This is a genomic window from Photobacterium sp. MCCC 1A19761 (genome assembly GCF_037389125.1).
GTDB lineage: Bacteria > Pseudomonadota > Gammaproteobacteria > Enterobacterales > Vibrionaceae > Photobacterium.
The window spans coordinates 52,267-64,846 of the sequence record NZ_JAZGTF010000011.1; the positions used below are offsets into that span (position 1 = coordinate 52,267).

Genomic DNA, 12,580 nt, shown 5'->3' on the forward strand with positions numbered 1-12,580 from the left:
CCCGTTGATTCACGGCAATTAAGGGTAGTCGATGGGATGTTCCGGCTCAGAAGGATTCTGCTTCAGCGTGTCCGCCTGGCGTGGTTCGGACGGTTTTGAGGATTGCATGAATCCACCGAATTTGTCGACCAAATCGATGGGCATCGGGAACACAATTGTGGTGGTCCGGTCATTGGAAATTTCGGTCAATGTTTGCATATACCGCAGTTGCACGGCGTTGGGTGCCTGATTCAAGACCGTTGCCGCTTCGCACAACTTTTTGGATGCCTCCAGTTCACCCATGGCATGGATCACTTTTGCCCGCCGGGAACGCTCAGCCTCTGCTTGCCGGGCCAGCGCCCGAACCATGCTTTCGTCAAGATCAACATGCTTGATCTCAACATTGGCAATTTTGATCCCCCAGTTGTCCGTGTGTTGATCCAGGATCACCTGAAGATCTTTATTCAGCTCATCCCGGGCCGACAACAACTCATCAAGTTCATGCTGACCTAACACCGACCGCAATGTGGTTTGCGACAACTGACTGGTGGCTTCCAGGTAATTTTCCACATTGATGATCGCCATTTTCGGCTCCACCACCCGAAAGTACACCACTGCATTGACCCGAACCGACACATTGTCGCGGGTGATCAAATCCTGGGTTGGAACATCAAGGACGATGGTTCGCAAATCCACCCGGACCATTTGTTGCACAATCGGCACAATAATGATCAGCCCCGGCCCCTTGACTTCGTAAAACCGCCCCAGCAAAAACACCACCGCCCGCTCATATTCGCGGAGGATCTTGAACATACTGATGATCAGTATCACCACCAGTACGATAATTGACGCAAACGAGTAGGTAATCATATATCAGTCCTTCTTCGGATCCGCCGACTCGCCGAACCCGTTTTCAACATAAAGATACAAGCCCGAAATACGCTTCACAGTGACACGCTCACCTTTCTTCAACGGCCTGTCACAACGTGCCTGCCAGATTTCGCCCCCCACCAACACCCGGCCCTCTCCGGGAAAGCCGCCCACGACCGTCGCCGTTTCACCGAGCAACACCTGAACGCCCGTCGTCACCGGCTTGCGCCGACTCTTCAGCAACAACGTCAGGATCACAAAGGTAAACAGTGCGGAAACCACGGTCAGGCCGACAATCAGCGGAATGGCAATTTGATATCCGGGTGTCTCCGTATCCATCAGCATGATAGAACCAAGAACAAAGGCGACGACCCCGCCAAGCCCCAGGATCCCGAAACTCGGACTAAATGCTTCGGCGATCATCAGCGCGATCCCCAGCAACAGCAGTCCTAAACCGGCATAACTGACCGGCAGCATTTGCAGCGAATACATCGCCAGCAACAGACAGATCCCGCCAAGCACCCCCGGTAATCCCACCCCCGGATTGTAAAATTCCAGCAGCAGGCCGTAGATCCCAATCAGCATCAGGATGTAAGCAACATTGGGGTTGGTGATCACGGAAAGCAATTTAAAACGCCAGTCCTGCTCACGCTCCACAAAGGCAACATTCGCCAGTTCAATCGGACGCTGAATGCCGTTAATCGCCACGGTCCGGCCATTGGACTGTTCAATCAAACTATCCAGATTAGGAGCAATAAAATCGATCACATTTTCTTTGAGTGCACTTTCCGCATCCAGACTGGCCGCTTCAGTGACGGCTTTGGCGGCCCAGATTTCATTGCGTCCGTGTAGTTTGGCTAACCCCTGGATATAAGCGGTCGCATCATTTATGACTTTTTTCTCCATGGCCGTTTTGGCCGGGACGCGTTCGCTGGATTCAGGTTGGGAAGACTCAGGTTTGGACGACTCAGACTGGCTCTCTTCAGCATCTTTGGCCGATTGTTTTTCTTTGTCATCCTTCGGCGCAAACGGATTGCTGCTCTGGTCGTCATCCTTGCCGCCCGGGCCGGTCAATGAAACCGGCGTTGCCGCCCCCAGATTCGTTCCCGGGGCCATGGCCGCCACATGGCTGGCCAGAAGAATATAGGTCCCCGCACTGGCCGCCCGGGCACCGGACGGGCCAACCCAGGTCGCAATCGGGACCGAAGAAGTTGTAATAGCGCGGATAATATCGCGCATGGATGTATCCAGACCGCCGGGGGTGTCCATTTTCAACACAATGAAGGCAGCCTGGTTCTCCCGGGCATCATCAATCTCCCGGACGACATAATCGCTTGTGGCAGGTCCGATCCCGCCTTTGATTTCGATAATCCACACGTTGTCTGCAGATGCAGTGCCCGCGAAAAACCACATGACCAACCATAACGCAACGTAAGAGAAACGTTTCACTTCACTTCCTCCCCCAGGAGAAAATCGCGGGTAATTCAGTACCCTGATACTTTTCCTGCGCACGTTTCAACTGCTATAAGCATAGCCCACCCGATTAAGCACACTGTTTTATGCGCTTCTCCATGCAAAAATAAGACAGCCCCGTGAAATAAAATTGACACTTATAATTAACCCAAAATGAAACGATTCAGGGTTACCTATGGCCAGACCTGTCAAACCAACCTCCCGGTTATTCTTCCCGCTGACGCTGTTCTTCCTGCTGACACAGTGCTTCTGGACGCTGCCCGCAGCCGCAGCGCCCGCCGTCAAGCCCACCGTTTTGGTCGGGACCTATGACTGCCCACCTTTTGTGATCAAACATCCCGACGGTACATTCTCCGGGCTGAGCATTTTCCTTTGGGAGCAAGTTGCCAAAGAAATGGGGATCCAATACGAAATCCAGGAATATGAGCTGAAAACCCTGCTGGACAAAATCGCCGACAAGGAAATCAACTTCGGCGTTTCCTGTCTGTCGATCACGCCTGAGCGTGAGTTGCGATTTGACTTTTCCCACTCATTTTACGAAACCCACCTCGCCATCGCCGTCAAACAGAAAAACTATCTGTCCGCAGTCACGGGCTTGTTAACCAACAAGCAGTTATTGTCGGTACTTGGATTCATCTTTATTGCCGCCTCGCTGGTCGGGATGGTTTACTACCTGCTGGAACACCGGGTGAACGACAAGCTGTATTCCATGCCGTCGCGCCGGGCCAAACTCATCGAAGGCTTTATTCTGGGCTTGCTGTTTATCACCAAAGGTCCCTTTAATTACTTTGAGTTTAAAACCCTGACCGGACGAGTGATCACCGTCATTCTGGCGATTGCCACCACGTTGTTTATTGCCAGTATCACCGCCCTGCTCGCCAGCACCTTCACCCTGGGTTTGCTCAGCTCGGAAATAAAGGGGCCAAACGATCTGGCCAATATTCCGGTTGGCGCGAAAACCGCCTCAACCTCTTCGACCTACCTGTCCAACCGTGGCATTGTGCATCGGTTATATCGTGATAATCGTCAGTTACTGGAAGCGCTGGAGCTGCAGGATGTCGACGCTGTGGTAGCTGATAACGCGGTATTGATGTATCTGGTGAAAAAGGCAAAGGAAAACGGTGAGTTCCAGCAATTGACGGTCTTGCCATACCCATTTGAAAAGCAAAATTATGGGTTTGCCATCGAAGATAAAAGCCCGTACACCGAATCCCTCAATCGTGCCCTGCTGAAAGTGCGCAGGACGCCCGTCTGGCGGCAGGCTCTGCATGAATACTTTGCTGAGAAATGACCGCTCGCATCACTCATACTCACCGCAATATTCATCTCCGCCGGACACAAAAAAGGCGGTGATCAATCACCGCCAACGACAAGACAACTAGAGATATTATTATTTTAGTGTGGAATTCAATTTAACATCGGTCGTATTTATTTCCATTTTAACAAGCGGCCCAACTGGGACGGATGATACGACCAGCAATGATCGAAGATCGTCATCAGCTCCGGATTCCCATATTTGGATAAGTTCACCGCATGAAAACGATTCTTATGCTCTTTGAGCTTATGAATCCGCTTCATCATTGCATCCGGTTGTGACGGTGCGATGAAATCTGACAACACCACCAGATCGGCGTTCTGGTATTTCTCGCTACTCATCAGGGCAATCGACTGATCCAGCACCGGTCCGAGATCCGTCCCACCATGAAATGAATAGGACAAAAAGTTCAGCACTTCGCGCAGGCCATCCTGTTTGGTGAGCTCATAGGTGATTTGCTGGGTTGAGAACATGATCACGTAGCAATCCCGCTCTTCAGCCAGCGCAATCTGCATCAGACCATAAGCCAGGGCTTTGGCGCACTGCTCCGGAAAACCATTCATCGAACCCGAAGCATCAATGCAGACAATAAATGGTCCCTTGTCCTGCTCCACCTGCTTGGTTTGGCGTTTGTAGGCTTTCACCTTACGCAGTTTGCGCTGCGCGCCTTGCATCCGGTAATTCATCAGTCGCTTATCAACCAGATGTTTGTAGAACACAACTTCCAGCTCCGGATACGCCAGGAACATCGCTTCGTTCGGTAACAGTTTTGCCAGGTCATCACTCTCATGAACACCGACAATATCATCAGTGACGCTGTCACTCCGCTCTTCAACCATTTTTAAGTCTTCCGAGCGTACCCGGGCCTGATTCGGGTCATCCACTTCGTTTGCCATACGACCCAGCTTCTCAGCAATCTCCTGCAACCCTTTATTCTTCTTCAGGAAGGCCGCCATGGCTTTTAAACTCTTCACATCGGTTCGGGTTAACTTGGCCTGAGCCATATCCCACAGTCGACCGGCTTTTTTCTCGTCACCCGCTTCGGTGACTTCGTTCATCTGCTGCATGGTTTCAATGCGCTGATACAAATCGGCCAGCAGTTTTTCCTTATGCTGCTCCAGTTCCGTCTGCTGGGCTTCGGTGAGCGATTGCGTCAGCGCCTGATACCACTGATTACAAAAATAGCTCTGAAACATCGGATTATGTTTCTGATGCTCCCGATCCAACAAGTTCTTTGCACGAAAATAAAATGCAGAGTGACCCTCGAGCTTTTTCACGACGGCGTCCGCATGGTCGAGAAAATAATCCGGCTCCCACTGGCTGACTTCCTGGTAAAGGGTGATTTCCTGACGAAAACGCTCCTCCACGCTCACCCGGCTGATCCGCTGCTGGACCTGTCCCCGCCATTTCATAATCTGGCTTTTCATCGCCGATTTGATCCCGGGATTCTGCTCAGCCGCGACAATCAACTGCGGTCTCATCATGAGCTCCTGTACGGCATGATCAATAATGCCGGACTCGGTGAGCATCAGGGCTAAATTTATACTTTCATTCACTGGCATGGTTCAGGCTCCCGGCTCAGGCAAAGTATTCAGACAAGTGAGAGATCCGGAAAACACTTTTATCAATCAGTATCTTCAACTCAGTCACGGCATCAGAGGCCGTCGAAATACTCTGCTCGATCAAGTCTGGCAAATCCGCTTCGATAAAGGTGTGCGGCAAGGCGCCGTGAAAACTGCTGCGGGACAGCTTGATTGAATGTTCGGCATCCGACACTTTACCCAGTGCTTTTTCGGCTTCCGATTGCCACAGTTGCTGCTGGGCACCGGTGATCCCGTGGCTGCCGGCCAACCCGACCAGAACCGAACGGTTCGCGATATCTTTGATCACCAAATGTTGCTGCGCATCAATCTCAAACTGCAGGCGACACAAATGGGTATTCTTGTTCACGAAGCCATAGATATCGCACTGCCCGGTTTTAATCTTCTTCTCAAATTCGTCGCCGTCCACATACACCCAGCGGCTGTCCCCGCTTTCCTGCTCGGACACGGACGGATTTTGCTGCAGCATCACCAGCTTGATCATCCGTGGGTTGTTATTCACGGTATAACGGCGGGCGCCGCTGAAATCATACTTAAACCATTCTTTGCGCATCATGGTTTCGCGGGAGAAATGCATACACAGTCCCGTCGTAATATCCTGATGCACATCATCGATGATGGTCTGTGCTTCCGTAGCACTCGCCTGTGCGGCCTCCTGGCCAAACGCTTTCTGCGTCGCAAACTGACGGATCAACTCACGCACCACATGACGTGATTCCGGGCTGTGCCACAAACAGTCCTGAAGCAACAGGAGATCGAGCGGGTTAATGGCATCTCGACCATTAAAGAAGGCACTGGCCTTGAGCAATCGCACGGATTTCTTCCACCGCCGGTCCGAAATGTACAACTCGCTGTCTTCGGCTTCGAAATCTTCTCCGCTTTCCGCCCGCTGTTCGATCATCGACTTCAGGGTGTAGATTTTCTCGAAGATTTCTTCACCCAGGCGAATGTCATCAATATGCTTTTGCCAGCTGTCGTACTCTTCATCCGTAATGGCTAACCCCGGGGCCATTTCCTGAATGCTTGGCCCTTCCCCCATCAGCATGGCTTTGAAGTTTTGCTTCTCCTGAATCCGGTTGACAAACACCCGCACCAGCATCCGGTCAAACAAGGCCTCCAGGCCACTGTCTTCTTCCGGCAGCTCGTTTGAAGCCGTGATCAGCAGACGCATTGGTACCGGCAGGGTATCCTGGCCATTTTTAAAGGTTCGTTCGTTCACAACCGTCAGGAGGGTGTTCAGAATCGCTGGCCCGGCTTTCCAGATTTCATCCAGAAACACCACCTGCGCGGTCGGCAGGTAGCCGTCAATCAGGCGAACATATTTCCCGTTATCTTTCAGTTCCTGGATCGACAACGGACCGAAGACTTCCTCCGGTGTTGAGAACCGGGTCATCAGGTAATCAAAGAAACGGCTGTGATCAAAAGCCTGGATCAACCGTTTTGCAATCAGGCTTTTTGCAATCCCGGGAGGACCGAGCAAAAAAACACTTTCACCGGCGAGCGCGGCAAGCAGGCAAAGTTTTATCGTTTCTTCTCGTTCATAAACACCGTTGGACAGCGCCTTCACCAACTTTTGTATCCGCTCGGAGACTAAAGCTTTGTTGGGTTGCGCCTGGCTTGCCATTGTCAGCATAGGATGACCTCTCTGAATGTTACGTCCATGTGCCGATAGCACAACAATTGCTCGTCATGTATAGAATAGACATAAAACAATACGTGTTACAATATTGTTAACCGAAATGTTTTGTTACATCCCTTGTATATCAAAGAGTTTATTGCATCACTAGAAGTGAAACTTTGTTTTCAATAATGATATGTCGCAAAATCCCACACAACCACCAAGGTTAAGCTAGTGTTATCGTTAAAAGTCGATATTTATTAGAACTTTATACTGAATGAGAGAATGATCACGCAATGAAAATACAAAAAATAAAAAATGATGAATTTCACATTTTTGAGCTGGTTTGGTTAATTAATGGTTAAATCTCGACCACATTCTATTTTCGTGAAATTTCGGTTCAGCACGCTGGCGGGTCAATTTCGCCACATTTCTTCTAGCACGCTGACATGAAATCGGAAACACCCGGGAATCCTTGATACAACGGAGGAAATCACTTGTCTGACCACGCCCTCTCTGACATCATCTCCCCCGACTCCGGTTCTCTGTTTTCGCTGTACACTGGCCTATGAAAGACATCTCCCAATTTCCGATCCACCTGACGGTTCTGGCTTGCGCAGGCATTCTGTTCTCTGCTTTCGTGCCCTCCAGCCGGGGACTGGATATTCCGGTCTCTATTTTGACGCTGGTTCTGCTGGTATTACTGGTTCGGGAAGCTGCCGGGACCGGCATGCGGTGGTGGTTGTCACTCTCACTGGGAACCTACGGCATCGGTCTTCTCGCCGACTTGCTTGATGAAATCCCCGAACTGAGTGGTCACTGGTTACTCGAAAATGCCGAAAACAGCTTTATGCACATTGGCGTTTTTCTGATCTGTTTTTGCTTTAACAAATTGCTGCAACGCCACCGAACGTTAATCACGAACCTCAATGCGCAGATCCAGCGCGCAAGAAGCCTGGAAACTCAACTGAGCCGCATGGCACTGGAAGATGAATTGACCGGCCTGCAAAATCGCCGGGCTCTGTTCCGGCGCTTCGACCGTATGGCGATTAATAATCAACGTGGCATCCTGGCCTACATCGATCTCGACAACTTTAAGCAGGTGAATGACCGATTCGGGCATAAACAGGGTGATGAGCTCTTGGGTGAGATCTCGACCTTGCTGGTGAAAACCGCACCGACCGGCAGCCAGGCCTATCGCATCGGTGGCGATGAATTCGTCGTTTTATTACCCAGCGAAGATCAGCAGCAATGTAACCAATGGATTGATTGTCTGTATCAGGCTGCTCATCCCCTGAGTCAGCGATATCAGATTGATTTAAGTATCGGACTAGCCATTTACTATTCCGGCAACTTGAGTGATCCCGACAGTTTGCTGGCGACGGCCGATAAAAGTATGTATCGCGCCAAAGCCGGAAAACCCTGCCCGACCCCATCCCTGTAGAAATATTGCCTGCGTTTTGCAAGGCCACACGGTATTTTCACAATACTGTCATGTTTTCGTCATAAGCTATGGAGGTTTTTTACTGGTATATTTTGGAGAAAAATAATGCTGACCAGGGCAACTACCCTCTGTGCCATTTTCGCCAGCCTTGCATTCAATGTTCAAGCCAAGCAGACCGTGACGGTCACCGGCTCGACATCTGTGAGCCATGTGGTTGAAGTACTGGCCGAAAACTATTCCAATGCTCACCAAGAGACCTTCATCGCAGTCCAAGGTGTCGGCTCATCGGCCGGAATTGCAGCCATCAAGAAAGAGGCTGCCGATATCGGGATGAGCTCCCGCTATCTCAATGCCGATGAAATTAACCCGGACGTCACCACAGTCACCATTGCCCATGACGGCATTGCCCTGGTGGTGAACAAAGACAACCCGGTCAGCAACCTCACCCGGGAACAAGTGTCCAAGATCTACCATGGTGAAATTAACAATTGGAATCAGGTGGGTGGTCCGGATCTGAAAATGGCTGTGGTCAGCCGGGAAAATGCATCCGGATCTCGTTTCTCTTTTGAAGACTTCATGGGGCTGACCCAGCAAATTGCCGGTCAGACCGTTTCAGACATCAACCCGCAGGTGCTGGTGGTGAACACCAACGGCATGGTCAAGAGTTTGGTGTCGCGAAATGTTCATGCGATTGGCTACATGTCACTGGGCTCGGTCGATGATTCAGTCAAAGCCCTTGCATTTGATGGCGTGCCGCCGACCCTGGAAAACCTGGAATCCGGCAAGTATAAAATCTCGCGGCCGTTTATGATGCTGTTTAAAGAGAAAAAGCTTAAACCATCGGCCAAAGACTTCATTCAATATGTCACTTCGGAAGACGGCCAGGCGATAATTGACCAGCGCGGCTACATCGCGGTCCATAACCAATAACTCCGGCCTCAAATAAACTCAGGCCAGCATAAGCTGGCCTGAATTGTTTGAAGTCTTGCTACTGAACCACCGGATACTTCATTCCGCTCCCCCACTCGGCCCACGATCCATCATAGACGGTGAGGCGATCCCGACCGGCAAGCTCCGCTGCCAGCGCCAGAATGCAGGCCGTCACCCCGGAGCCGCACGTGAAAATCAAGCGCTGATCCTGATCGCTGAGCGCATCAAACCGCTGCCGCAGCTGTTCAACGTCCAAAAAGCAGCCATTTTTCACGAGCTGGGTAAACGGCAGGCTTTTCGCCTGCGGCATATGACCACTGCGCATCCCGGCTCTCGGCTCCGGCTGTGTGCCATAGAAGCGGGCCGCCGGACGTGCATCAAGCACCTGGCATCCCTGATTTTCTAATTGTTGATGCAGGGTCTCTGCATCGATCACCCAATCAGGCTGGTATGTCGCCTGAAACGTCGATGGTTGCGGTGCTAATGCATCACCGGATTCAAGCGGGTACCCGGCAGCTTCCCAAGCCGGCAATCCACCATCAAGCACGGCCACACTGTTGTGTCCCATGGCGCGGAACATCCACCATACTCTGGGTGCAGAGAACACGCCGTGCGTGTCATACACTACAATGGTTGAATGCGGTGCGATCCCCAGCTCAGAAACGGCCTGAGAAAACAAGGCTTCACTCGGCAACATATGCGGCAGTTCGGAATCCGGATCGGAAACCTTGCCGTCAAAATCAAAAAAACGTGCGCCCGGGATTCGCTTGGCTTGCCACTCTTGCTGCGGATTCCGGTCCGTGCCGGGGAGAAACCAGCTGGCGTCCAGCACAACGAGATCGGATTGCGCCAGATGCTCGGCCAACCAGGTGGGTGTGACCAAGGGAGAAGGTAAAGTTGTGACCGACATAGTGCGTTCCTTTCACTGGGATGACTAAATGCTTCGTATCATCTTTGTGTATATGATTTACTGACATCCGGTTAAACAAAAAAGTTGTACCGGGATAGCCAACAGGTTGTCAATGAAACGATTATTGCTTGGCTTCATCACTCACATTCTTTTTTTATCACCTGTCGCGGGCGCTGACAACTCGGGCCAATGGTCACTGATTCTGGACAATGACGGCCCGCTCGGCACGGATAAAAACTATACTCACGGGTTCTTTGCCACATACCACGCTCCCGCTGCAGAGACTTTTCACGCCCTGCTCCCTGCCGGGCTCGGTGATACCGCTGATTCTCTACTGTCCTTTGAGCAAAGCCTGAAAGGTTTGAGTTACCGGTTTGGCTCCCAAGTCTGGACACCGGCAACACTTGACAGCACGATTCCGCTGGCCGGTGAGCGCCCCTATGCCGGGTTACTGTTTGTCGAAACGGCTCTCTATCAATTTTCTGTCACACACACGGAGTCCTTACAGGTCATGCTAGGCACCTTAGGCCCACATGCCCGGGCAGAGCAAGGACAAACCCTGATCCACGAACTGATTGGTTCAGACAAGCCAATGGGCTGGGACTATCAGGTAGACAACCAACTGGTTTTAAATCTGACGTATCAGACCAATCACCGGATCCTCTCGGGGGATCTGAGCCAATCCACCGCCTCGGCATCAGACGCTCACCGCCCCAGTTCACCCCCGACAAATTTCCGGTACGACCTGAGCTATATCGGTCGCCTGACTGCCGGTAACTATCTAACCGAATTCGCCGTCGGTTCAATCGCCCGCCTGGGGACTGCCCTCCATCCCCCAAGCGGTAGCCTCGGTTTTGTCCCCGGCCACGTGTTTAATCCCGGCATGGCAACGACCTCTGGCCCCGATCGCTTCCTGTTCATGGGGCTGGAAGGACGCTACCAACTCACCGATCAGACCATCGAAGGAAAACGCCTGAATCAGGATATTCCCATTCCCCCCACAACCCTTGAACCCTGGCAAGCCAGCCTGCTCTTTGGTGGTGCCTATCTGCAACCAGACTGGGGAGCCGTTGTTAGCATCACTATGAATACTCCCGACTTCAAAGAAGACCTGCAAAGTTCGTACGCTTGGGGATCACTCATGGTATTCTGGCACCCGTAAGAGATATCGCCATAGCGAATGTTTATCTCATTAAAAATACCTACTATAGATCAAGTATACATTTAAGCGCATATTGCGTGTTGAAGAGATCCCGTCATGGATAACAAAAAGACGTTTACCTTTCCGCTGTTACTCGCGCTGGCGCTTGCCCCGTCACTTCATGCCAACGAGGTCACTGCCCCGCAAACGGATGCAACGGTACAACCGAAGGTTTTGAATGGCGAAACCGCTTCTGCCCTCGCCGACCGCCTGTTGCCCTGGCAAGCAGCGATCTTAAGTCTGAAACTAAACGGTGAATCCTACGCCGGATGCGGCGCGGTTGTGATCAACGACTATTGGGCCGTTACCGCAGCACACTGCACTGAGCTCCAGGCGAATCTGGGCAGTACCCTGGTAGCAGGTGTTGATTACATCCCGGCCGGACAAGCAGATACGGTGGATGACGCTTATAAATTTACGATCCTCAGGAAGATCCCACACCCGAATTATATTGGTATCCCTTTCAATGCCACCACTTACACGCCAGGTGACTTGGACCATGATGTGGCGCTGATTGAAGTGAACCGCCCCCTGAGCAGCGTGGCAACGCCAATTCAAATCGCAACCCTTGCCGAGCAAACACAAGCGGATTCCGGTTTCAGCAATACCTGGAATGCCACGGCCTATTCACCGGGTGATCTTATCGCGTCCGGTTGGGGCAAGACCGCACCGGATTTTGTTCAGCCCAGTGCGTTACAAGTAGTGAAACTCGGTGGCATCCCAGACAACCTGTGTGATTCCGGCTATGTGACCACAACCGACTCCCACTTTGTCTGTGCCGATTCAAATAATCCGGACATCAAGAAAGATGTCTGCGCTGGTGATTCCGGCGGGCCGCTGATTTGGCAAAACCCGGATCACCTTAGTGATCCGGATTTCGGGTTACGAGTTGTCGGTGTCACCAGTAATGGTCCGGTCTGCCGTGAAAAATCTCAGGGACTGGAGACAGGTCAGAGCAACGGATTGTATACCGAGCTGAGCCAGTACCGGGACTGGATTGAGCAGGAAACCGGGTTGACGCTCAGCGCCCTCGGGACCCCAAGCTTCCAACACGACCCGTTTACGCTGGTCAAAGAAGATAAAATTGTGACGAAATCAAATTCATCGGGCTCAAGTGGTGGCGTCGTACCGCTGTTTTCACTATTTGCAATGTTGCTGGTCGGCTGGCGCAGACGCCGATAGGCAGAGGCAAAAACAAAAGTCAGACGTCCATCGACCGCACCATGAAGTGGTTGCCAA

At 51.7% G+C, this 12,580-nt stretch carries 10 protein-coding genes; 5 read left to right on the forward strand and 5 right to left on the reverse strand.

The window, feature by feature from the left end; genetic code table 11:
- Nucleotides 1-18 precede the first annotated feature (18 nt).
- Both VV869_RS13105 and VV869_RS13110 read right to left on the reverse strand, forming a co-directional pair.
- Nucleotides 19-849 carry a slipin family protein gene (locus tag VV869_RS13105; RefSeq protein WP_337735356.1) on the reverse strand — a complete coding sequence of 277 codons (831 nt, stop codon included), beginning with the start codon at nt 847-849 and terminating at the stop codon, nt 19-21.
- 3 nt (nt 850-852) lie between these two features.
- The gene (locus VV869_RS13110; protein ID WP_337735500.1) at nt 853-2,262 is read right to left on the reverse strand and encodes an NfeD family protein; all 1,410 of its coding nucleotides are present in this window, start codon (nt 2,260-2,262) and stop codon (nt 853-855) included.
- A 235-nt stretch (nt 2,263-2,497) separates the two neighbouring features.
- Here VV869_RS13110 and VV869_RS13115 point away from each other — a divergent pair, with 235 nt between their 5' ends.
- Nucleotides 2,498-3,613, forward strand: coding sequence for a substrate-binding periplasmic protein (locus VV869_RS13115; RefSeq protein ID WP_337735357.1), 1,116 nt, complete (start codon nt 2,498-2,500; stop codon nt 3,611-3,613).
- Between the two features lie 137 nt (nt 3,614-3,750).
- On the opposite strand, the gene viaA is transcribed toward VV869_RS13115, so the two are convergent.
- Both viaA and VV869_RS13125 read right to left on the reverse strand, forming a co-directional pair.
- Nucleotides 3,751-5,199, reverse strand: coding sequence for an ATPase RavA stimulator ViaA (gene viaA, locus VV869_RS13120; RefSeq protein ID WP_337735358.1), 1,449 nt, complete (start codon nt 5,197-5,199; stop codon nt 3,751-3,753).
- A 16-nt stretch (nt 5,200-5,215) separates the two neighbouring features.
- Nucleotides 5,216-6,871 carry an ATPase RavA domain-containing protein gene (locus VV869_RS13125; RefSeq protein ID WP_337735359.1) on the reverse strand — a complete coding sequence of 552 codons (1,656 nt, stop codon included), beginning with the start codon at nt 6,869-6,871 and terminating at the stop codon, nt 5,216-5,218.
- Nucleotides 6,872-7,424: 553 nt separating this feature from the next.
- Between VV869_RS13125 and VV869_RS13130 the strand changes: the two genes are divergently transcribed.
- The gene (locus VV869_RS13130) at nt 7,425-8,300 is read left to right on the forward strand and encodes a GGDEF domain-containing protein (RefSeq protein WP_337735360.1); all 876 of its coding nucleotides are present in this window, start codon (nt 7,425-7,427) and stop codon (nt 8,298-8,300) included.
- Between the two features lie 105 nt (nt 8,301-8,405).
- The gene (locus VV869_RS13135; protein ID WP_337735361.1) at nt 8,406-9,230 is read left to right on the forward strand and encodes a phosphate ABC transporter substrate-binding protein; all 825 of its coding nucleotides are present in this window, start codon (nt 8,406-8,408) and stop codon (nt 9,228-9,230) included.
- A gap of 58 nt (nt 9,231-9,288) precedes the next feature.
- On the opposite strand, the gene VV869_RS13140 is transcribed toward VV869_RS13135, so the two are convergent.
- The gene (locus VV869_RS13140; protein ID WP_337735362.1) at nt 9,289-10,140 is read right to left on the reverse strand and encodes a sulfurtransferase; all 852 of its coding nucleotides are present in this window, start codon (nt 10,138-10,140) and stop codon (nt 9,289-9,291) included.
- 112 nt (nt 10,141-10,252) lie between these two features.
- Here VV869_RS13140 and VV869_RS13145 point away from each other — a divergent pair, with 112 nt between their 5' ends.
- Nucleotides 10,253-11,302: a lipid A deacylase LpxR family protein gene (locus tag VV869_RS13145; RefSeq protein ID WP_337735363.1), complete on the forward strand. Its 1,050-nt coding sequence runs from the start codon at nt 10,253-10,255 to the stop codon at nt 11,300-11,302.
- A gap of 96 nt (nt 11,303-11,398) precedes the next feature.
- A complete protein-coding gene (locus tag VV869_RS13150; RefSeq protein ID WP_337735364.1) occupies nt 11,399-12,523 on the forward strand; it encodes a S1 family peptidase in 1,125 nt (374 codons plus the stop codon).
- Nucleotides 12,524-12,580 lie beyond the last annotated feature (57 nt).